Raw genomic sequence first — 24,318 nt, forward strand, 5'->3', positions numbered from 1 at the left:
TATTTACTAAAGTATTTAAAAAAATAAAATCAATCTTAATTATTAATCCCCCTAGCCTTATTTAAGCCTAGTTTCAACATTGTATTGACCTCCAAATTTATTCCAAGAGCAGCTATTATAAAATAGAACAAACCACTGGACTTAAATCAATATTCAGCACCCAATGATCATTTCTGCAACAATTCACTAGGCGACACAACACCATCAACACCCCAAGAAGTATTGGGCAAATCTGACATTTTCAACTCCAATTTCCCACCTTTAATCAACTCATCGTGAAAAATATATGCCGATTTATGCGACTGACCATTTAATGAAGCATCTTCCACATATACGCGATCAGAAGAATTCCCTATGGTCGATATCTCAAAACTTCCTCCATGGTAATACTCCGGACTGAGGTGTAATACCACTTTGTCAAAAATAGGGCTGCCAATATCATAAAAAGGACGCTGGGCACAACCAGCATGCATTTCAAACAAACCTATCTTCATCAACACGGCCAAAGAACCCATCAAACCTTGATCCTCATCACCATTAAACCCTCTTTCCGGCGACAAATCAGCAAAAGCATGATCCAAGACCTGTCGTGTCCAATATTGGGTCAACCATGGATTCTGTATGTAATTAAATACAAACCCTGTTTGAATACTGGGTTGATTTCCATAATTAATGGGTATTCGGCGATTGATCGCATTTAATTCTGCGGAGTGAGATTTACCCGCTGTAAAATCCAATTTAGATGCCGTTTCAAAAGAAGCATTCAATTTGTTCGCGGCCGCTTGTGCTCCTCCCATTTTATGAGCCAATCCAGCTAGATCATGTGGAACATACCAAGTGGCTTGCGCACCGTTGGACTCTACAAACCCATGTTGATGTTCGTATATATCGTAGTCTTCCATCCATGAACCATAACCATCCTTGGGACGAATCCAACCGATGGATTCATCAAATATATTTTTCCAATTCGATGATCGATTCATAAAATATTGATAATCTTCCTTCTTCCCTAAGTTGTCAGCCAATTGCGCCAAACACCAATCTTGAAACGAATACTCCAAGGTCTGTCCCGCGCCGTCTTGATGACCGGCCCAACGCTTGGGTCCCAAGGGATAAGGCACATAACCCTTCTCGATATAGTGCTCTACACCTCCTCCTTTCCAAGTTTTGTGTTCGTAACCTGCCTTGGCCATCATCCCATTGGGCATGGCATTTTTCTTGAGACCAGCATACATAGTCGACACATCATAATCTCTAATGCCCTTCATATAACCGCCAATCATAAACGGGGTGGATGAAGCACCTGTCATCACATAAGTATAATTCCCTCCTGAAGGCCCTCTGGGAATCAAGCCTCCATCACCATACATCATCAACATTGATTGAGTAAACTCGGAAGCTATCTCTGGATACAACAACTGCCACAATGTGGTGATCGTCCACTGAGCACCCCAAAATGAATCGGAATTGTAATGATTGAATTTCGGCTGTCCCTTTTCATCCAAGGGAATTTGACCTATTCGAGGACGATCACCGGTCATATCGCAATACGCGCCATTGACATCACTTATAATTCGTCGTCCTTGTAGAGCCTTCCACAAATCGGTATAAAATCTTTGCTGTTGTTTCTCCGTATTGCCAGACACTTCGATTCGACCCAGCTTTTCATTCCATTCACTGCGTGATGATGCCACTACCTGATCAAAATCCCAGTGATTAAGCTCTGTCTTTAAATTTTTTCTCGCATTTTCAACACTGGTATAAGAAATGGCCACCTTCATCAATAGGGGCTTCTTTACGTTTTTTAAGGTAAAATACACTCCTCCGTCAGATCCTTCAAACTCTTTAACCTTGCCCAACAAGTCACCGGACTGCCATGCAGACACCGTCTTTGCACGGCGATTGAGTTTAATCACAAAGTATACATAGGTAGGCTTGGGACGTCTGCTGGTAGCCTCCATCAATGCATAGCCTTCTATTTCAGACTTAGACACTACTTTGGCATAACCAGACTTTGTACCAGAAGGTCCAAGCACTGTGCCCAAATCCAACAATACATGACCTTCTTCGTCCTTATTATTAAAGGTATATCGATGCATCCCCACACGGGTGGTAGAAGTCAGTTCAGCTGTAATCCCATAATCCAACAGATCAACTTTGTGGTATCCGGGATGGACAACCTCGGTATCGTGACTATATTTTGATCCATAAGCATCTGGCCCCTTATGACCTTTAAAGGTTCCAGTCGTAGGCATAACTGGAATACCGGACATCTGCCAGGCATGGATATGACTAAAAAAACGAATACTGTCTTCGTTGTAACGATATCCAGAATTCCATGCTCCATCGATAACCATATCAGGGCTTAGATTCACCATGCCAAATGGACGACTCGCTGAAGAAAAATAAAACCATCGAGAATTGGCTGCATCCAAATAAGGGTAAACTTTATCTACATATTCCGCTTGACCGTACAATGATTGACTGACCATACAAATTAAAGCGAAAAAAAAGAATTTTGTATTTTTTATATTCATCATAGAACCTACTGTTTAAATAGTGTAAAGAGAATTTAAGGAATAATGATATGCAAAATTAAGTCACGGACTCCATCCAATGTCGGTTAGAAAACAGACTTTCCTATTTGCATGAATATGATTTTTACCAATTACATTTTATGATGTCGGTTAAGATATTGAATGACTGAAGATAGTTGCCCTTTAGTCACACCTAATGCCGAAAATCGTCATTTGGCGAAGTTGACCGAACAATATGCGCAGCATCATAGATCCTTAATGGATCAATGGTGAGGGAACCGAAACCTCCGTGTTTCGGGTGGGTTCACCATTATACCGAGGATATTTAACCAAGGCTACCATGCCGAGGCGCGATTGCCCTGTATATCCTGTTTAAGCTCCTACTACCAGTAAATCATTAATTCTCAATCCAAATTACTTAAGCCGCAATGCATTGCAACTCTAAAATAATTCGAAATATAACCGACAATTATAAACGTATTTGGCATTATATTTCAAACATAAAATAAATGTAAGAGAATTTCAATAAAATTAATCGACAACTATTCGCCGTATAATGATTCTAGAACCAAAATAAACCACCATTCCTATGGCCATCCATTGATAATTGTCTTCCAAGGAAATCGCCCCATAAAAAACTAAAAATGGAGGTATAATGGTGAGCAATAAGCCTATAAAGGCAACAATCCAAAGCAAGAATACAGTATTCATAATTTTTATTAAAATGATTCAATTCTAAAAATAGCAAGACTATATATTGGACGCTGTCCGCAACCTTTGCTGAAACAACATCCCCAATAGAATATACAATAGAGCAGCCACAAACCAACCGGGCAAGCCTAAAAAGAAAATCTCCCATCCCAGGAAAAAGCTCAAACAATAACAAGCCAACAGTGACAATACCCATGTAAGTCCAGCGGCCCCATTAAATCGAAGTCCACGATCCAAAGCCCATTCCGATTTAAGTCCCATGCGAGGATAAACATATACGTCTATAATTATAATCGCCCCCATTGGCATTAACAACAATCCATACAGTGCCACAAACTCCAGAAGTTTCATTACCAAGGCAGGAAAACAGGCGGCCAATGTAGTAATGGCTCCAACTATAAAGGTAATCTTCCAAGTCTTGATATTGGGCAATATAGATTGCACCGCCAATCCAGCTCTATATATGGTAGGATTGGCCGTCGTCCAACCAGCAACCATAACACAGATAGCTCCAGCGACACCAGCTGCATAATAAGCTACTGGCCCAGGTGCAAATTCCAGGCTATTTTGACTTTTATATAGAAAAACCGCATACAATATACCAGATGCCAACCAAGCAATGTAGTGACCTACAAACATTCCGCCTGCAGAGGCAAATCCAAAATAAGACTTTTTAGCATATCTCAAAATCGACATATCTGCCATACCTATATGCATGGCCATATTGCAAAACCAAGCAAAAAAGATGACGTGATAAATCGAAAATTTCGACTGCCCTTCCAATGGAATTCCCGTCCAAATCCGCGATTCGGCTACTGGCCAAAATTCCGACCAATTATTAACACCGATTTCAGGCAAAACGGCCACAGCCGCTCCTATAAATATGAGTATCATCCATGGGGCAGCTAAGTTGGCAAACTTAGACACCTGATCATACCCCAACATAGCAATTACAGTAGTAATCATACCTATTGCCACCACAATCACGACCCACATCACACTGGTGGGCAACCAATCACCCAAATTGGGCATGGGTAGATTGAATGGAATCCCGACAGCGGTAGCGGAAACAGCAATCATCGATCCTGCTAAAAAACAAAACATAAGTGCATTGACCAAATTGTATATAGTCGTTAAATTTTTACCACAAATTTTTTCTAATTTAAAATACAGTGTAATGCGCTCTCTAACAGCAATAGGGCCACAGAGAAAGGCCCAACTCAAAACGGCCAGTAAATTGCCTATCAACAACCCAACAACCAAGTCAAATGCCGCTACACCATGAGCCACAAACAATGGACCAATGACAAACTCCGTCCCTGCCGTATGCTCTCCGGCATATAGTCCCAAAAAACTCCACCAACCTTTCCATTTTTTAGAGGGAACCGGCTCTCGTTCGTATTCCGTTACTGCATTAAGTTTTTTCTTAAAGGCATTAAACATACTTTTCAACTATTTGTTAAAATTAGGTAATCACATAAAATTACAATATCAATTACGGCTCTCTTCCCTATTCTTACCTAATTAATCCACAAAACAATTACAGAACCTAATAAACACCAAACAACATATACACACCAAATTTTTAATCATTATTTTGAAAATTTCACCTATATTAAAGCAAACAATAACCACCAAACTACTATTTTAAGTTAAAGTAATTGTTCACAACCAAAATAATCCGTTATTTTTGTAAGATTGACACTTTATATATTCCAACAATATAAATAGATGAAAAAAAGATCACTTGTACTAATTGCGATATTGACCCTAGGTGGTTTTATCTTTTACTTTACGACGGGTACAGAGGAGATCGACTTTAGTAGCCAAGTGAAACCCATCCTCAATAAGCATTGCATTTCCTGTCATGGAGGGGTAAAAAAGAATGCCGGATTTAGTGTGCTTTTTGAGAAAGAGGCATTGGCTGTTACTGAAAATGGCCATCCAGCCATTGTGCCTGGCAATGCAAAAGCCAGTTCTTTTATTCAACGATTAAAGGAAAGCGATGAAGAGTTGAGAATGCCCTATAAAAAACCGCCGCTGTCAAAAACTGAGATCAAAATCTTAGAGAATTGGGTCGACCAAGGGGCTAAATGGGGAAAACACTGGGCCTACAACAGCTTAGAAGAAGTTGAAACTCCAAATCTGACCAATATTGCATCTCTGGAAGGAAGTACAAATCATTTTCTAAACAACAAAATTGACACCTTTATTTACAACGTCCTCCAACAACAGGACTTACAACCTTCACCTGAAGCAGACTCTATGGTATTGCTGCGTAGACTGGCGTTGGACATTATCGGTCTACCTCCATCACCAGAACTAACTCGGCAATATACTAATGGTGAATTGACATACGAGAATGTAGTCGACAGTTTACTCGCCGATGAAAATTATGGAGAAAAATGGGCCAATTGGTGGTTGGATTTATCTCGATATGCAGATTCTAAAGGCTATGAAAAAGATCCTTCACGACTAATGTGGCGGTATAGAGATTACGTCATCAAATCCTTTAACGACAACAAAACCTTTGACCAATTCACCATTGAACAGTTAGCTGGTGACCTCCTACCCAACCCCAGCGACGAACAATGGATAGCCACCGCCTTTCACCGCAATACCATGAACAATACAGAAGGTGGTACGGATAATGAAGAGTACCGTGTAGCCGCCGTATTGGATCGGGTCAATGCGACCTTTGAAGTTTGGCAAAGTACAACATATGCCTGCATCCAATGCCACAGCCATCCTTACGATCCATTTACTCACGAAGAATACTACGAAGTAATGGCATTTTTCAACAACAGTCGTGATGAGGATACCGACGACAATGAACCCAATTTAAGAATATACACCGAAGAAGACCAAAAACAATTTGCCGCTATTGCAGACTGGATCAAATCCCAGGGAAAAGAAGAACAATTGCACGATGAGACCCTATTTATTAAAACACTGGAACCCAAATTAAACCCAGATGAGTTTTCGGACTTTGTCAAGGGCGAACTGATCAATACAGTATGGGTTGGTTTATTGAACAATGGTCATTGCATGCTTAAAAACATTAGATTGCAAGATGAGGATGAACTGGTCATAAAATACAATAGTTGGGAAAAAGATGGCGTACTCAATATCAGAGAAGGAGATGCATCTGGTCAAATTTTATCCACTATACATATGACCAATACCAATGGTCAAAAAATTAAAATATTCCCGTTCAAACCTCAATCTGGCAACCTAGACTTGTACTTCGAATACAGCAATCCAGCTCTAGGACCTCAGCAAAATTCCTTCTATATTGAATGGATAGCCTTCCACAAATCTCTTCCAGGGAAAAATCTACCTGGCTATGCAGATATTCAAAGTAAGTTTACCAACCTCATAGAAGGCCAAAGGGATTTAATGCCTGTCATGGTAGAAAACCCACCACATAGAAAACGTTCTACCCACGTCTTTGAACGCGGAAATTGGATGTCCTTGGGCGAAGAAGTAGAACCCGATGTTCCCGCTTCCCTCAATGACTTCCCTGAAGACAAACCTCGCAATCGATTGGGTTTTGCACACTGGCTAATGGATGCAGACAATCCTCTGACTTCGAGAACGGTAGTCAATCGCATTTGGGAGCAAATATTTGGTCAAGGCTTGGTGCTTACGGTAGAAGATATGGGCACTCAATCACCTACTCCAATCCATAAAGAATTGTTGGATTATTTATCTTATCGACTCATTCATGTTCATCAATGGGATCTCAAAGCGCTAATTAAAGACATGGTCATGTCGGGCACCTATCGCCAATCTTCCAAAACCAATACGGAGTTGCGTTACATTGACCCTTACAATAGATTTTATGCCAGGGGACCTAGATTCCGACTTTCTGCAGAACAAATAAGAGACCAAGCACTATATGTCAGCGATTTATTGAGCTCTAAGATGTATGGTCCTAGCGTGATGCCTGCCCAACCAGACGGCATTTGGCAGACCGTATACAGTGGTGAAAAATGGGAAACCAGTGAAGGGGAAGATCAGTATCGTCGCGGCTTATACACCTATGTAAAACGAACCAGCCCCTACCCTTCATTTATTTCATTCGATGCTGGCAGTAGAGAGATCTGCCAAGTCCAACGGCTTAGAACCAACACCCCGCTTCAAGCATTGGTCACTTTAAACGATCCTGTCTACCTAGAAGCAGCTATACATATGGCCGAAAATATATGGGCTATAAACAAGTCAAATTTCAAAGCCTCTATCGAATCGGCCTACAACAAGGCAACATACAATCAGATCGACGACCACAAAATGGCAACTCTTGAAGCCCTCTATAACGAAGCCTACCAACACTTTGAAAATGAAGAGAATGCCACCGAAGAATTTTTGAATTACCGAAAAGATATAACTGGTAATTCCAAAGAAATAGCAGCTCTGGCTGTGGTATGTAATGCGATTATGAATTTAGATGAGTTTATTACAAAATCCTAAGAAATGAATATTCAAAAACTGATTCAAGAATTAGAAAATAGAAAAGCTCAAGCTACTACACGCCGACATTTCATGCAAGACTGTGTGACGGGATTAGGCAGTGCGGCCTTGGCTTCATTAATGCTGGAAAGTTGTAATAAACCCAGCCAACAATCTATACCTCTAAGTGCAAGAGATCTCAATCCTCTAGCACCTCTTACCCCGCATTTTGCTCCCAAAGCCAAACGTGTAATTTTCTTGCATATGGCTGGTGCACCATCACAATTAGAGTTATTTGATTACAAACCCGACCTCGAAAAGCTTCACAATAAGCCTTGTCCAGCTTCATTTCTGGAAGGAAGAAAGTTTGCCTTCATCAGAGGAGTTCCCAATATGTTGGGACCACAAGCTTCCTTTAAGCAAAGAGGAGAATCAGGTGCATGGATATCAGACAACCTGCCTCATTTTGCTACCATAGCCGATGAAGTAAGTTTTTTAAAGGCCGTCCATACCGACCAATTTAATCATGGCCCGGCTCAGTTGTTTATGCATACCGGAAGTGCTCGAATAGGCCGCCCAAGTATTGGCTCTTGGGCCACTTACGGTCTAGGGTCAGAAAACAATAACCTACCTGGATTTGTGGTCCTGACCTCTGGAGGTAAAACTCCAGATGCCGGAAAAAGTGTATGGGGCAGTGGATTTTTGCCCTCAGTATACCAAGGGGTTCAGTGTCGATCGAAGGGAGATCCCGTATTATACATCCAAGACCCGAAAGGACTCAATCGTTCGTTAAAAAAGAAAACCATTGATGCCATCAATGAAATAAATCACGATGAGTTCAAAAATTTTCAAGACCCTGAAATCCTCGCTCGAATCAACCAATATGAGATGGCTTACCGAATGCAGATAGCCGTCCCAGAAGTCATGAACATCAATGATGAACCCGAATACATCCACGAATTATATGGCACCAAGCCCGGAGAGGAAAGTTTTTCCAACAATTGCCTCCTAGCCAGAAAACTGGTAGAGAAAGGAGTGCGATTCGTTCAACTTTTTGATTGGGGCTGGGACACCCACGGTACAGGAGAAAGTGGGGCATTGAATTATGGATTTAAAAACAAATGTCAGCAAATCGATAGACCGATCACCGCACTTATATTAGATCTTAAGCAGAGGGGATTACTAGATGACACCCTCGTAGTTTGGGGTGGCGAATTTGGAAGAACACCAATGCAAGAAAACCGGGAGGGCAAAGTCCAGTTTTTTACTGGACGCGATCATCACACCGATGCTTTTACTATGTGGATGGCCGGTGGAGGAATAGCCAAGGGTGTGAGCTATGGACAGACGGACGAGGTGGGATTTTCAGGAGTTGAAGGCAGAGTCAGTGTTCACGACATTCATGCGACTATGCTCCACCTCTTGGGATTTGATCACGAAGCATTCACTTACGACTTTCAGGGTCGACCGTTTAGGCTGACCGATGTCGAGGGAAATATTATTAAACAAATTCTTGCTTAATCGCAGATTCACCCAATTAAGCCTACTACATGTTTGACATTCAAATGCTTTTAGGAAGATTTCACCCCCTCATTGTACATCTTCCCATCGGCTTTATATTAATCGCTATAATTCTCAAGTCATTAGAGATCTTTAAGAAGGAAGAAAGATACCGCCCTGCCTTTGTTTTAATTTTACGACTTTCTATCTTGGCCAGTGTTGCCGCCTGTATTACGGGATTTTTACTGTCTCGCAGCGGCAATTACCCCGATCGCGACATTAATTTTCATATGTACGGCGGCTTAGCTCTTGTAGCATCAACCATAGGATGGTATTGGTTAGAGACCAATTCTTCTTCCTCAAAATATAACAGGTTATGTTTTGGCATAACTGGTCTTTTATTACTACTCACTGGACATTGGGGAGGCGATCTCACCCACGGCAAAGGATATTTACTCCAAGGTCTACCACCGCAATTGCGCAACATCCTCGGTGGAGAGGATAAGGACATTGCCCTGACTTTTGACATTTCCAATATTGATAGTGCCATGGTTTACCACGATATAGTGCAACCCATATTAGAAGCTCGTTGTTATACCTGCCACAGCGACAAAAAGCAAAAAGGAGATTTGCGATTAGACGATATTCAATATATCCACCAAGGTGGAGAGTCCGGAGAACCTTTATTTCACAGCGATCTTTCCAAAAGTCAGCTCTACAAAGCCCTGACTGCACCTATGGAAGACGATTTACATATGCCGCCAAAAGGCAAGACCCAATTGAGCGTGTTTCAGATCGAAGCCATCGGTGATTGGGTGAGTAACGGAGGTGATATCAATCTCTTAGTACAGGATGCCCAGCCCAATGCAGCCATCTACAAATGGTACGAAGATGAACTGTCCGATCAGAAACTATTCGACAATTTTCTAATCCCCGAACAATCAGTGAGTAAAGCAGATGAAAATGTAATTAAAGAACTGCAATCATCAAATATCTTGATTCAACCCGTTGGGGAGAACTCCAATTTTCTTGAAGTATCGCTTATCAATGCCAGGGATATTGAAGTAGAAGCCTTACAACCATTACTGGGGCTTGTGGAGCAAGTCATATGGTTGGAAATGCCCAACTGCGAATTAACCGAAGAAAAACTAGCCCTTGTCAATCAATTAACCACATTGACCAAGATCAATATGGCACACTCTAGTTTATCCGAGACGAGTTTGCAAAACCTGGCTAATTTGAACCAATTAAAAACCATTAACCTAACTGGTGTAAACATTAGCCCCACTGACCTAGAAGTATTGAATAAATGGACGGAGTTAAAAAAGATTTTTCTCTATCAAACCAATCTAAATAATGAGGAATTAATTGCCGTACAACAGCAATACCCCGCATTAGATCTAGATACTGGGGGCTATCAACTACCCTCTATTCCCGAGGACACCATGGTGTATAAATTTATACCCAAAAAATAATTTCATCGAAATGAAAAAATAATTGTGCAGTTTTAAAAAATTAGATATATTTGCCGTCCCAACAATCGTAAGTGCTACGATTGCGAAGGAAGTTGCCGAAGTGGCGGAACTGGTAGACGCGCTGGATTCAAAATCCAGTTCTCGCAAGGGAGTGGGGGTTCGATTCCCCCCTTCGGTACCATTTGGCAAAACAAATCTCATCACACACAGATTTTCTATTTACAAATCAAGGTTTTATACATTAATCTAAAGAATATATTTCTTTGTATTCTATGGTTTATGCGTATTTCGTCCCCTATTTGTCCCTCTATTCTTCTTTTAAATTGACTGGTGGTAATTAAGGCCAACTAAAAAACTTTTATTGTAGTTTTAAATCGCTAATTATTAACAGATTAAAGGTTGACCATCTACTTGATTAAGGATTGAAATGCATAAGAAACCACGTATATTGGTAATATTCTTTGAATTTTAAGTAGAATTTAAATTTTATACTATATCCAGAAAAGCAAGTATTTGTTCTTGAAAAAGAAGAAGCTGAAATCGAGAAAGAATTAGAAGAATACCAAGGGCATATGATAATTTGGCAAAAAACTCAGTAGCATCCACCTACAGTAAATTCCATAGTGGCATTAGATAAGATAAAAAGCGCATTCAAAAATGCTAAAGAATCTAATATACAAGACTTTTTAACTCTATTATGGAACAAGGCTAATGAATACCTTGTAATACGAATTACATTTATAATTAACGGTAATCTTTCGATTTATTTGAAGTTTTACTTCGTTTAAAATACTCGCCGTAGCTACGGCTATGCCTGTGTTTTTAGCCTTGTTAAACTCCAAATATTCTCGAAATCTTTTCCGTCATTATAAAATGTATTTCGTATAAAACTTAATTTTGATGGTTTTTATGGAATAATCAGAATAATAAAAACAACTGACGACACTGCACGAATTGCCTTGCAAGATGAGAATGATACTTTCATATCAAGTCCAAATCAAGCCTTAAAGACCACAATGTACACGTCTATTTTATTTGCAGTATCAGTTATAACAGGTTTAAAGAAGAAGAATGACTATATGTTAATTTTTGATGTTCCTACTAGTTCTTTTGCTCCTCAAAAAGAAAATGATTTTATATATTGAGGCTTGAAGGATTTTGAAGAAGGCAGAGTACATTCTCCCAAGGAAGCTTGAAATGTTGATGAAAAATTCTCTTGTTAAAGAAACTCTTTTTCGTTTATTTCGTTTACTATTGTAAGTGAACAAGTAAAACAGGTATAAGATATGGAAATAATAAATGCGAAGAAACCTTCAAAAGAGGAACAACAAGCAGCAATGGAATCATACAATGCCTTGTCTGCTACAATTGAACATTTGCGATCGGATAATCCGGAGATAGAAATAGAAGAAACAGAGGAAAGGATAAATGTGCCCAGAAGTGCTTTAAAGCTCTTGGTAAATATTTTGAAGGAATTAAGTCAGGGCAATCCGATTTCTATCGTCCCCATCGCTACAGAAATGACGACTCAAGCGGCGGCTGAACTTTTAGGCTGTTCCCGGCCTCATGTGGTTAAATTATTGGAGGAAGGGGAGATTGAATTTACAAAGATCGGTAAGCACCGTAGAGTGAAGTATGAGGATGTAGTTAAATACAAGAATGCTTTGAAAGCAAAGCAAAAAGCGACTATAAGTAGAATCATGGAATTGGACGAAGAAGCGGGATTGTATGATTCATAGTGTTCGATTTACTTGTGTTTTGGATACTAACGTTATCTATCCATTATGGATAAGGGATTTGTTACTCTGGTTTGCTTATCATGAGCTATATACTCCCAAATGGAGTAATCACATTTTTGACGAATGGATTGATGTGATGCTTCGGAATAACATTTCTGAAACAGAAGCTATAAAAAGAACAAAGGCAATAGATGAAGCTTTTCCAGATGCGTTAGTCAAAAACTATGAATTCATCATTAATTCATTGGATTTACCCGATGAAAAGGACAAGCATGTTTTGGCTGCTGCAATAAAAACAAATGCAAATTTGATCGTAACCAATAATTTGAAAGATTTTCCCGAGAAATATTTATCAGATTTTGGGCTTTCTGCCAAAGATCCTGATGATTTCTTTACTGACATTATTGATCTGAACCACGATGTGAGTATAAAAGCGTTTAGAGATTTGGTGGTTATTAAGAAAAATCCACCCTATGACGAATTTCAGGTTCTTGACATTTTAAGAAACAACGGACTAAACAATACGGCAGATTATTTACATTCATTGATTTAGAAATTGGTCAATCAAATTATGAATGCTCAAATCATTAATTTTCCCTTCTTTATTCACCGTTTCATCCCCTATTTGTCCCCCTAATCTTCTTTTTAATTTACTGATGATAATAAAGGCCAACTAAAAAACTTTTATTGCAGTTTTAAATCGATGATTATTAGCAGATTAAAGATTGATCATCTACTTGACTAAGGATTGAAATCCATAAGAAAAACACGTTTATTAGTAATATACTTTGCATTTCAAGTAGAATTTAAATTGGTAGTGTTCAGAAAAGCATGTATTTGTTCTTGAAGAAGAAGAAGAAGAAGCTGAAATCGAGAAAGAATTAGAAGAATACCAAGGGCATATGATAATTTGGCAAAAAACTCAGTAGCGTGTAAGTTTTACTTAAAAACCCTGTCGATATTTTTTTGTTCTAATTAACATACTATTACTAGATCATTTCTACCTACTTTCTAAATACAACTCCAAAGTTTAGTTTTGAACTTTTTAAATGCAACAATGTTGCATTTGTAGAAAAGAACATTATATTTGCAATCTAAAATATAAACTAGAAAAAAGTCCTATCATTAAATAGCGTAAAACATGAAGATCAACAGACGACAGGCCATCACTCGTGGCGGAGGTATCTTTACAGCTCTCGCGCTACCGATTTCTATTGTTAATTATAAGAAATTTAAACCTATGGAAAAAAATAAAATATTCGATGTCATCATTGTTGGAGGAAGTTATTCTGGTCTCTCTGCCGCTTTGGCATTGGGACGTTCTCGTAGAAATGTATTGATCATAGATAGCGGAAAGCCGTGCAATGCATCCACCCCTCATTCTCATAATTTTTTAACTCAAGATGGAAAAACACCTGCAGAGATATCGCAATTGGCAAAGTCTCAAGTACTGAAGTACAAAACTGTAGATTTTCAAAATGACTTAGCTCTATCGGGCAAAAGAACTGATGGAGGATTTGAAATAAAAACCAATAATGGAAAAACACATATAGGCAAGAAGTTGATTTTTGCTACCGGAGTTAAAGATATTATGCCAGACATTAAAGGCTTGTCAGCGTGTTGGGGAATTTCCGTCATTCACTGCCCCTATTGCCATGGCTATGAGTTTGTGAACAAAAAGACAGCCATCATGATCAATGGAGACCACGGATATCACTTGGCTCAATTGGTCAACAATTTAACAGACAACTTAACCGTGCTTACCTCAGGCAAGGCAGATTTCTCAGAGGAGGAATTGAAAAAATTGGCAAAACACAAGATCGAGGTAGTTGAAACCGAGATTGAAGAAATTCAACACAAGCAGGGATATGTAGAAAAAGTAGTCTTTAAAGACGGCCATTCTAGATCTTTTAATGCCATCTATGCAGGTCTGCCTTTTAAACAACATACCAATATACCAATGGATCTAGGATGCGAACTCAGCGAAGAGGGATATATTCAAGTAGATACCTTTCAGAAAACCAACGTTGCTGGTGTTTATGCATGTGGAGACAGCACCTCGAGATTGCGTTCTATCGCGACCTCGGTGTATACAGGCAATTTTGCAGGTGCGGCATTAAATATGGAACTCTGTTCTGAATCATTTTAATCAAAAAAACTTTATGAAAATTAAAAGTCAAACTCTAGATCTAATAGCTTTAAGCAGTTCCATAATTTGCGCTCTGCATTGTACCGCTATCCCTATTCTCCTTTCATTCACATCCTTCGGCAGTTTACATTTTATTGGACATCACCGTATCGAATGGTTTTTTATAATTTTTGGACTGTTATTGGTGGCGATATCCCTATGGCCTAGTTACAGAAATGTTCATGGAAAAATAAGTCCATTGCTGAATTCAATTTTGGGATTTACCATCTTGGGCATGGGAAAGTTTAATATTACAGAGTCGTGGGAAATCATCTTCACCGTCATCGGTGCCATCTTGATTTCCTTCGCTCATATTAACAATTGGCAGTTGGTTCGCAATACTAATAGACACTCACATCTGTCATGAAATATAAAATCGTCCATCCTATTCATGGCTTTTGCAAAACGCTAATCAATAAATTCTAATACCTCAATAGCCAATGTAATGACACTAACTATTTACAGGCGAACCGTCAGACCATACTTAATCTCTTTTGGCAATTCGAAGGCTTCACGGATTTCTCCTGTTTCTTCGTCGACAAATTCATCCATTTGGTTACTTTCCTTGAGATATTTTTCCCTATCCTTCCTTTCCTTGGTTAGGGTTTGAATTTGATTTTCCAGTTCCGTCCATTTTTGATCCACTGAAAAATCCCACTTCGTCCTTGCAGATAGACTGATCCGAGCATAATTGTAGCCGAATGAAGGTTGCCCCGTCTCATTGGCCTTCTCGAAGGCAGATTCTTTTAAATTCTGAATAAGGCTTTTGAGATACACCTCATAACGTTTGAGTTCGACATACACCTTAAGTATATCGTATTTACCACTTTCGATGATGGCTCGGGCATTCTCCTCCGCCAAACCTTGAATATCCTTTTTCCCAAGTTGACGGTCAATACTGCCTAGTTGTTTGACTATATTTCCCATTAATCTAAAATTTTTATTATGGCACTCGATTTAAAAACCTTTGAATGTAAAGATAACTTGTTCTATCTCTAAGATATATCATTTCAACATTCTCCAAACAAATTCTTAACCGACAATTATAAATGCAATTGATATTAATGTAGGCAGGTCATTTACAAAACAACATTCATTGATCAACCTCAGCATTATCTACCAATTCGATGTCCGTTGGCCATGCTTGACTAATCATGTGGTGGGTAATAAGCCATCGCCCCTCCTTCCTTTGATATATTCTTAAATGGCTAATACTGCGGTCATCCATTTTTCGACCATCTGGCCACCTTTGATTTTCCCTAATATTCAAAGACCGAACCGCTGCAGTACTATCGCTCAAGAATGAAATATCATTTTCTTTATAATTATTTTCCCCAGCCATCACGAATTCCATTTCAAATATTCCTGTGAGCAATTCCCTTAATTCTTTCTTTGATAGCACTCTATGCCCAAACGCATTGGTCCAGTCGATGTCGTCAGAATAGTGTTTCAATGCCAGGGCGACATCCTTATCATTCCAGGCTTTGTCCCAATCCTCAATCGATTGATTGATGAGTAATTCTTGACTAGAAAAATCAAATCTAGTTGATTTATCACCATTACAAGCTATCAAGAGGGTCAAGAATATTATCGATATAAATCTTCTCATGACTTATTTAATTTTAGGCCTATGATATCACAACATAATTACACTTTGTATAATCTAGACTTTGACCAAATCAGACTCGACCTTCTGTCTAGGAGTATTTTTTCGAATAAATGACACAACGGTTTTACAAAATCCCAATGGATTGTCTTCATGAGAGATATGAGAACTGTCTTTTACAATTTCTAACTCGGCATATGGAATAAGTTCAGACAACCTCTTCTGTAAATACAGAAATATTTTAGGGCTATTTTGCCCTAAGACCAAAAGTGTAGGTTTGTTAATTTTTTGAATTACCCGGTCGGACAATAAAGGAAATCCAGAGCCTAAAAATTCAGATTTTATAAAATTATCGAATATTTCATCCATCCGAGACTCGGACAGATTTTTATAATATGCTGATCCGAGGGTTGCTTTTCCGAATAATTCAATCGCTTTTTCTATATTATCCCGTTCCATTTCTTTTTGGGCTGGCATCATCCCCTTTCGCCCCAACTTTATTAAAGCCAAAGCTGTTCTTGGTCTTGACAATAATAGAGTAAATATCTCCAGTGGTTTTGGATGATTACTCACAAACAAAGTAATGACAGGAGGCTCTGACAAAACTAGGGTTTTAATTAATTCAGGGGATTTCATAGCCAGCAATAAACATATAAATCCTCCATAGGAATGTCCTACAAGATGGACAGTTTTGTTTTGCCTTCGGATCAGGCCTGCTAAATCATCTACATGTTGGTACATAGCGTAATCCTCAGACTCAGAAATCTGAGCATTGGGCCAATGAAACCTCCTGCTATATATTATAGTGTGAAAAAATTTACTAAAAAAATCTTGTTGTTGGATCCAAGTCCGATAATCGCTCACTGAACCGTGAACAAATATTAGGGTTTCTCCTCGCCCTTGTTCAACCATTTTAAAGTCATAATCATTTATCCTCATCTCAACTGATTTACCCTAGTAGGTATAGATCTACTTTCAGTTAATATTCCATATTGAGGTTTGCCAATGGTTTTGATTAACACTACCAGTTCCAGAATGAGAGGCTATATGGATTTACAATCAATATTTTAGAAATTTAAATCCATATCATCCCAAAAAGAGATAGCACCTGATAAATTAACCATATACAACACGATTAAATTCCGCATTGGGAGACATTTTTATATTTTAAAGTCAGATGAAATAATAGTTTCAAATACTAAAATAAACTTTCCGAGGTAGGGAATATTTCACTCCCCTATGTATAATCAACACAAAATGCTTTACTCAAAGGACAAAAATTATGACAAATCCAAAGAACATAATTTGTTAATGATTAATTACCAATGGTTAATGGTTAATGGTTAATGGTTAATTATTTATTATCAATTATTTACGAGTCGAAAGTCTACATATTAATTTCGAACCTATGAGACCATGATATTAATTTATACCAATTACATTCGGTCATTATATCCCTTTCCAGCCATTATTTTGTCTCTGGATTTCTCTATCCTCGACAACCTAGTTTTGGATTGTTTGGCCTGGGAAAAATACAACAAATACCCTCGCTGCCGCCCCGGAGTCAAAGCATTAAAACCTACTTCCAGTTCCGGATCTTCCTCAAATTTCGACAACAATTCCACAGGCACTTCATAAGCTGCTGTAGGCTTATTATCCACCTTTAATCCCGCCTTTTCAACTTCTATAGCCTCCAAAATATAATCCTTAATAATCGATTCTTGAGCTACAACCTCTTTCAAATTCTTAAATCGAATTTGACGAGCCGCTTGAACATTTTCAGTCTGCTGAATCAATATATTTTCTGCATCATCTAATAACGCACCCTTGTGAAACAACAGCGCACAATACTCTTTAAATCCGTGAATAATGACAATGTTTTTTCCCTGAAATGTATAACAGGGATGTTTCCATTTAAAATCTTCATCGAGCTCACATTCAAGACAAATATTCCGCAACAGCGTCATCTCCTCCTGCCATCTAGAAGCTCGGTCTAAAAATTGATCGACTAAGATTGAATTTTTCATCTGTATTGATTTTATTTCACTAGGCCTTGGTTTATCTGCGCCTGATCCTTTATTATTTTTACAATCAAATCCTCCGGCACCTCTTGATCGAATTTAATCTGAATCGTCTTTTTACCCGTTTTATAGCCTCCTTCCGCCAATAATTCACGGTCTTCCATAGTTAAAGTATCTATTCCCAAACTCACATGTTTTTTGGCCACAGAAAATCCAACCAAGATTCCATGATATTTATAAATCGGTACATTCCAACTGATGACTTCTTCCGATTCTGGAATGGTCGATTTAATAATCGCCCTTAGTTCGACCATAATATGTCGCGCTTCCTCTACAGCATTCGCTATATAACCATCAACACTCTTAACCTTTTCCATTTTACACCTATTACAATTGAATTAAATAATTCATCTGTCGATATCCATGCAACTTCCCTTTATTCAACCATATATAATAAAAAGTACCCTCTCAATCCAACTAGTAAATAAAACCGGCATACACAAAGAAAAAGTCAATCCCTCCTACTCCGTACACTTCAATACTTATTCGACAATTAAATTGTAGCCACCTTTAATTAAAAATTCACTTCCCTCCTCAAAATCATCGGCATTCAATACTTCCACATAGCCCTCACTACCAAGTCTCGTCTCGACCAACCTCCTTCTAAAGATAGTATCATTTTCTTTAACCAACACAAAAAAATCATTGTCAATGTCAGCAATGGCTTCCTCCGGCAATGCAAGGCGTTCTGACTGTTCCGTCAATATTTCACCTTCAATATACATCCCAGGTACAAAATTTTTCACATCTTCATCACCCAGTAAGTCTCCGTGAATATCTACCGTCCTTGTTTGACTATTAACCGTTTTATTTATCAAATGAACCTTGCCTTTATAGACTTTTTGTGTATCGTTTTGCAACCGAAACCGTATCTCTTGCCCCCGCTTGACCTTGAGTAAATCTTTCTCAAATATTTTGAGCTCGATATGAAGGTTATTTGTATTTACAATAGTCATAGCCACATCAGAGGGGTTCAGAAACATTCCCCTCCCCGCCTCTATAGAAGTTATATAACCAGATATGGGAGAAAACACTTTGAGCACCGCTGTCAATTCCTCTCCTGTCAGGGCATTGGGATCAATATTCATCAAAGTCAATTTCTTCTCCAAGGCTTGAAACCGGGATAAACTTACCCTATATTCCGACTCGGCCTTGAGAAGATTCTTTTCGGAAGTCGCATTGTCGATGATCAATTCCTTTTGTCTCTCAAAATTGGACTTTAAATAACTCAATTGTCCCTTGATTTCTAGAAAATCTTGTTGAATTTGAAGATAATCGGGGTTTTCAATCGTAAATAACACCTGACCTTTTTTGACATAGTCGCCGGGCAACAAGGTCAAATTTTTCACATATCCCGTAAAATAAGCACTGACTTCGGCTTGATTTTGAGGGGGAACCGCTAGCATTCCGTTGGCTTTCACCACGGTATTAAAATCCCTTGGGGTTAATTGGCCCAATTCCATCTGGCCTGCGGCAAACTGACGAGGAGATATTTCTACTACATCCTCATCATCTGATGGGGTATCCAATTCAATCACTCCCGATTGTCCTTGATTAATACAAGAATGTAAGCCAATCAGCATCAAAACAACATAAGTAAATCTAATAGCAATACAATTCATTTGGTCAAACATTGTTCCCATCATTAATTGATTAAATAATTTAATTCTAAAACCGTTGAGTTATAATTATATAGGTTTTGTAAATAATTGATTTCTACATCCTTAGCACTTTCCAACAATTGTACATATTGTAGAAAATCGATCTCCCCGTTTTGAAAAGCGCTGGAAGCATTGGACATAAGTTCTAGGGAGAGATTTTTTCCTTCGTCATTATAATATTGGATGCCTTCATTATACTTTTTCAAATCGGACAGCAAAGCCCTGTATTTGGCATCCAGATGAATCTTAAAATTTTCCTTTTCGTGACTGAGGATAATGGACTCTGTTTTTGCTGCACTTATTTTTGCTTTTTGACCTCTTCTCCACAAAGCCAATGAAAGACCGACCTCAAATCCAGGATAAATCTTAGAATTTTCACCAGCATTACTTCCCATGAATACTGAAAAATGTAAATCTGGACGAAGTCTTTGCTTTTCCAAATAAGCAGATGCTGAAGCTACTTTTTCGGCAGATTGATACACCATAAGCCCAGGATGATCTTCTTGGGACCATGTCAATAACGACAGGGGATACAGGCGATCTTCAGTCACCCTAAACACAGTATCAGATTGCAGCCATTGATGAAGATGCGTATATGATTTGGCAACATTTTCTTCATTTTGCTTTCGCAAAATTGAAATTTCTCGTTGTTTAGTTTCCGCAGTGAGCTTCTCTAATAAATTGGTCTCTCCTACTGCATATCTTTTGTTGGCTACTTTTACAAATTGGCTATATAGACTGTCCAAATAACTGTAATGTCTCAACAAATCCCTATAATAAACCACTTCGTAATAGGCCTGGTGTATTTCCTTGACCAATGCTCTCTCCGTCAAACGATGTTGTTGAATCGACATTTCTACACGTTCTTCTTCCACCTTTTTTTGGGCACCGTAGACCGTAGGAAATTTGATCGACTGTCTTACACCCAAGACCCTCAATGGTCGACCATTTTCCGCAATATTGTTTTCATCGGAATGAAGATAGAACTCAGTCTTATCAACATCATAAGCACGTTCAATCAACTGTTTGGATTGTGTTACCTTACCTGAGGAAGCCAGCAGAGATTTGTTCTTCGTCAAAGCAATAGATACGGCCTCATCTACGGTAATTCTATCTTGTTGAGCTGTCGCTAAAAAAGGAAGGACAACCAACAGGATCACAGGTAACATCTTAAGGTCAACCTTGACTTTAGTACCTACATCCCGATGATCACGATCCAGCAAGGCATAGAGTATGGGTAAAACCACTAAAGTCAATAAGGTTGCAGAAATCAGCCCCCCAATGACTACAGTAGCCAATGGGCGCTGTACTTCAGCACCAGCTAGCGTAGAAACAGCCATAGGCAAAAACCCCAAGGCGGCAGCCAAAGCGGTCAAAAGCACAGGACGCAATCTATTTTTAGTCCCCATGAGTATCCTTCTATTGATATTGGAAATTCCATGAGCCTTGAGTTCTTTGAATTCTTCAATCAATACAATACCATTTAATACCGCGATACCAAACAAGGCGATAAAGCCCACACTGGCAGAAATACTGAATGGAAGATCTCGAATGTAGAGTAACATTACACCGCCAATAGCTGACAACGGAATAGCAGTATATATCATTAAAGCTTCTGAGACAGAGTGAAAAGCAAAATACAAAAGAACAAAAATCAATACAAGGGCAATCGGCACCGCTAATTTTAGTCGAGAGGTAGCAGTTCTTAAATTTTCAAATTGCCCCCCGTAATCAATGGAGTACCCTGGAGGTAATTTTATATCTCGATTGATAATGGTTTGCACATCTTTCACCACGGATTCGAGATCCCTATTCCTTACATTGACACCAACTACAATTCTCCTTTTGGTATTGTCCCTCGATATTTTCGCAGGACCTTTACTATATTCTATCGTCGCCAATTCACTCAATGGTAAACTTTGGCCATTGACCAGACTTATGGAAGCCGTCTCAATATTTTGTATATCTTTTCGATGGGCTTCATCATATCTTATCATTAAATCAAATTGTTTTTCTCCTTCAAATACAGTTCCCGCTGCCGTTCCAGCAAATCCCATGGAAATAATTTTGTTGAGGTCTTCAATATTGAGTCCGTATTTTGCTATTTTTTGACGATTGTATTCCACCGTCATCTGGGGAAGACCTGCTGTTTTTTCAACAGAAATATCTGCTGCCCCCTCAACACCTTGAATGGCTTTTTCGATTTCCAATGCTTTTCGATAAAGAAGGTCTAAATCCTCTCCAAAAACCTTTATGGCCAAATCGGCTCGAACACCAGTGATCAATTCGTTGAATCTCATTTCAATGGGTTGGGTAAATTCAAAATCCACACCGGCGATGACCGAAAGTGCCTCCTTAAATCGATCAGCGAGTTCGTCCTTGGTCTCTGCAGAGACCCATTCCTTTTTGGGCTTAAGTTTAATAATCACATCACTCTCTTCCAGCGACATGGGATCGGTAGGCACTTCGGCGGCTCCAATGCGACTAACAACTTGGACTACTTCTGGAAATTCTAGTAATATATTCTCCATTTGAGTGGTCGCCTCGATGGTCTTAGACAATGAAGTTCCCGTCTTGAGCACGGGTTGTATGACAAAATCACCTTCGTCCAAAGTAGGCACAAATTCTCCCCCCATGGTAGAAAACAAATAACCTGTATACAATAAAAGAGAAATCGCCATAGCCAACACCCATACTTTATGGCGCAATGCCCATGACATAATAGGCTGATACTTATTCTCCAAAAATGACATCAATCTGCTTGAAATGGTTCTTTTATTAGAATTATTTGGTTTTATAAAAATAGATGCCATGACAGGTATATAGGTAAAACAAAATAACATTGCTCCAACAAGGGCAAAGCAAAACACCAGAGCCATTGGGCGAAACATCTTCCCTTCCACATTGACCAATGACAAGATTGGAATAAATACAATAATGATAATGAGTTGACCAAAAACAGCCGAGTTCATCATTTTAGATGCCCCTTGAAAGGTTATAGCATCGATCATTCCCTGACGTTGATTCTTTGGCAAGGCCAATAATTGGCGCCGTTGGTTGGTAATTTTATAGGCGATATATTCAACGATAATCACAGCTCCATCGATGATAATACCAAAATCAATAGCACCGAGACTCATTAAATTGGCATCAACACCGAAAATATACATTAATGAAAGGGCAAATAACAAACACAATGGAATCACCGATGCGACTACCAATCCCGATCGCAAATTACCTAGAAGTAAGACGACAATAAATATGACAATGAGACAGCCGAGAATGAGATTTTCTGCAATAGTATAGGTAGTTTTTCCGATGAGTTCACTGCGCTCCAAAAACGGATTAATCGACACTCCTATTGGCAGGGTAGATTCAATCTGAGCCACGCGTTGTTTCACCGCATCCAAGACGGCATTAGAATTGCCATCTTTAATCATCATTATTTGCCCCATGACCTTTTCTCCCTCACCATTACCGGTGATGGCACCAAAACGATTGGCATGACCAAATCCCACATGAGCAATATCTTTCACATATACGGGAATTCCATCTTTAGAAGTTACTACTATATCTTGAACATCTTCCAAGGAGGTAATCAATCCTTCGGCTCGGACAAAATAGGTTTCATTCGTCTTTTCAATATAACTACCCCCCGCTATACTGTTGTTTTTTTCTAGAGCGTCAAAGACATCAAAAATAGAGACCTTCATAGCCCTTAAGCGTTCGGGATTGACGGCCACTTCATAGGTTTTCAAATATCCTCCCCAGGTATTTACTTCCACAACTCCTGGTATACCTGAAAGTTGACGTTTGACTACCCAGTCTTGAATAGACCTAATTTCGGATAGGGAGTACATATCTTTGTGTGCATCATCTACCTCAATGACGTATTGATAGATTTCCCCCAATCCCGTGGTGACTGGTCCCATAAAAGGACTCCCAAAACCGGCAGGAATTTTTTCTTCTGCACTCTTTATCTTTTCGGCAATCAATTGTCTCGGCAGATAAGTACCCATATGGTCTTCGAAGACCACGGTGACTACTGATAGTCCAAACTTAGAGATGGATCTAATTTCTTGAACCCCTGGCAAATTGGCCATTTCCAACTCCACCGGATAGGTCAAAAACTTTTCGACGTCTTCAGTCGCCAAATTCCTAGAGGTAGTAATGATTTGGACTTGATTATTGGTTACATCGGGAACAGCTCCGATGGGAATATGAAACATTGAAAACAATCCAAAACCGGCTATACAGGCGGTAAACAATAATACAATAAGTTTATGATGAATACTATATTGTATAATGCGCTCTAACATTTTTCGATAGTTTATTGAAAATAATAAACCAAATGTAGTATCGCTATCT

17 protein-coding genes and 1 tRNA gene are annotated in these 24,318 nt (G+C 38.9%); 8 read left to right on the forward strand and 10 right to left on the reverse strand.

Annotated features, from left to right (window positions below):
• Positions 1 to 167 precede the first annotated feature (167 nt).
• The 3 genes from LVD51_RS07340 to LVD51_RS07350 all read right to left on the reverse strand — a co-directional run bounded on the left by LVD51_RS07340 (position 168) and on the right by LVD51_RS07350 (position 4,691).
• On the reverse strand, positions 168 to 2,540 hold the full coding sequence (locus LVD51_RS07340; RefSeq protein ID WP_236970561.1) for a GH92 family glycosyl hydrolase: 2,373 nt from the start codon (positions 2,538 to 2,540) through the stop codon (positions 168 to 170).
• A 528-nt stretch (positions 2,541 to 3,068) separates the two neighbouring features.
• Positions 3,069 to 3,248: a hypothetical protein gene (locus LVD51_RS07345; RefSeq protein ID WP_236970562.1), complete on the reverse strand. Its 180-nt coding sequence runs from the start codon at positions 3,246 to 3,248 to the stop codon at positions 3,069 to 3,071.
• Between the two features lie 39 nt (positions 3,249 to 3,287).
• Positions 3,288 to 4,691: a purine-cytosine permease family protein gene (locus LVD51_RS07350; RefSeq protein ID WP_236970563.1), complete on the reverse strand. Its 1,404-nt coding sequence runs from the start codon at positions 4,689 to 4,691 to the stop codon at positions 3,288 to 3,290.
• A 288-nt stretch (positions 4,692 to 4,979) separates the two neighbouring features.
• Between LVD51_RS07350 and LVD51_RS07355 the strand changes: the two genes are divergently transcribed.
• The 8 genes from LVD51_RS07355 to LVD51_RS07390 all read left to right on the forward strand — a co-directional run bounded on the left by LVD51_RS07355 (position 4,980) and on the right by LVD51_RS07390 (position 14,969).
• Positions 4,980 to 7,721: a PSD1 and planctomycete cytochrome C domain-containing protein gene (locus LVD51_RS07355; RefSeq protein WP_236970564.1), complete on the forward strand. Its 2,742-nt coding sequence runs from the start codon at positions 4,980 to 4,982 to the stop codon at positions 7,719 to 7,721.
• 3 nt (positions 7,722 to 7,724) lie between these two features.
• Entirely contained in the window at positions 7,725 to 9,221 is a 1,497-nt protein-coding gene (locus tag LVD51_RS07360; protein ID WP_236970565.1) for a DUF1501 domain-containing protein, read from the forward strand.
• A 29-nt stretch (positions 9,222 to 9,250) separates the two neighbouring features.
• The gene (locus LVD51_RS07365) at positions 9,251 to 10,675 is read left to right on the forward strand and encodes a c-type cytochrome domain-containing protein (protein WP_236970566.1); all 1,425 of its coding nucleotides are present in this window, start codon (positions 9,251 to 9,253) and stop codon (positions 10,673 to 10,675) included.
• 94 nt (positions 10,676 to 10,769) lie between these two features.
• Positions 10,770 to 10,856: transfer RNA gene (locus LVD51_RS07370), tRNA-Leu, on the forward strand.
• A 1,105-nt stretch (positions 10,857 to 11,961) separates the two neighbouring features.
• Positions 11,962 to 12,414, forward strand: coding sequence for a helix-turn-helix domain-containing protein (locus LVD51_RS07375; protein ID WP_236970567.1), 453 nt, complete (start codon positions 11,962 to 11,964; stop codon positions 12,412 to 12,414).
• Entirely contained in the window at positions 12,404 to 12,967 is a 564-nt protein-coding gene (locus LVD51_RS07380) for a PIN domain-containing protein (protein WP_236970568.1), read from the forward strand. The genes LVD51_RS07375 and LVD51_RS07380 overlap by 11 nt, the downstream gene beginning before the upstream one ends.
• Positions 12,968 to 13,654: 687 nt before the next feature.
• Entirely contained in the window at positions 13,655 to 14,563 is a 909-nt protein-coding gene (locus LVD51_RS07385; protein ID WP_394803160.1) for an NAD(P)/FAD-dependent oxidoreductase, read from the forward strand.
• 13 nt (positions 14,564 to 14,576) lie between these two features.
• On the forward strand, positions 14,577 to 14,969 hold the full coding sequence (locus LVD51_RS07390) for a MerC domain-containing protein (RefSeq protein WP_236970570.1): 393 nt from the start codon (positions 14,577 to 14,579) through the stop codon (positions 14,967 to 14,969).
• A 92-nt stretch (positions 14,970 to 15,061) separates the two neighbouring features.
• Here the strand turns inward: LVD51_RS07390 and LVD51_RS07395 are convergent, their stop codons facing one another.
• From LVD51_RS07395 to LVD51_RS07425, 7 genes are all read right to left on the reverse strand, one after another.
• The gene (locus tag LVD51_RS07395; protein WP_236970571.1) at positions 15,062 to 15,529 is read right to left on the reverse strand and encodes a hypothetical protein; all 468 of its coding nucleotides are present in this window, start codon (positions 15,527 to 15,529) and stop codon (positions 15,062 to 15,064) included.
• Positions 15,530 to 15,695: 166 nt separating this feature from the next.
• On the reverse strand, positions 15,696 to 16,211 hold the full coding sequence (locus LVD51_RS07400) for a YybH family protein (protein WP_236970572.1): 516 nt from the start codon (positions 16,209 to 16,211) through the stop codon (positions 15,696 to 15,698).
• 54 nt (positions 16,212 to 16,265) lie between these two features.
• Positions 16,266 to 17,147: an alpha/beta fold hydrolase gene (locus tag LVD51_RS07405; protein ID WP_236970573.1), complete on the reverse strand. Its 882-nt coding sequence runs from the start codon at positions 17,145 to 17,147 to the stop codon at positions 16,266 to 16,268.
• 497 nt (positions 17,148 to 17,644) lie between these two features.
• Positions 17,645 to 18,235: a YdeI/OmpD-associated family protein gene (locus tag LVD51_RS07410; protein WP_236970574.1), complete on the reverse strand. Its 591-nt coding sequence runs from the start codon at positions 18,233 to 18,235 to the stop codon at positions 17,645 to 17,647.
• A gap of 11 nt (positions 18,236 to 18,246) precedes the next feature.
• A complete protein-coding gene (locus tag LVD51_RS07415; protein WP_236970575.1) occupies positions 18,247 to 18,606 on the reverse strand; it encodes an iron chaperone in 360 nt (119 codons plus the stop codon).
• Positions 18,607 to 18,771: 165 nt separating this feature from the next.
• Positions 18,772 to 19,911 (reverse strand): efflux RND transporter periplasmic adaptor subunit, encoded by a 1,140-nt coding sequence (locus LVD51_RS07420; RefSeq protein ID WP_236970576.1) that lies wholly within the window; start codon positions 19,909 to 19,911, stop codon positions 18,772 to 18,774.
• Between the two features lie 23 nt (positions 19,912 to 19,934).
• A complete protein-coding gene (locus LVD51_RS07425; protein ID WP_236970577.1) occupies positions 19,935 to 24,269 on the reverse strand; it encodes a CusA/CzcA family heavy metal efflux RND transporter in 4,335 nt (1,444 codons plus the stop codon).
• Positions 24,270 to 24,318: the final 49 nt, after the last annotated feature.

Origin of the sequence: Membranihabitans marinus (genome assembly GCF_021729155.1) — a bacterium.
Classification (GTDB): domain Bacteria; phylum Bacteroidota; class Bacteroidia; order Chitinophagales; family Saprospiraceae; genus Membranihabitans; species Membranihabitans marinus.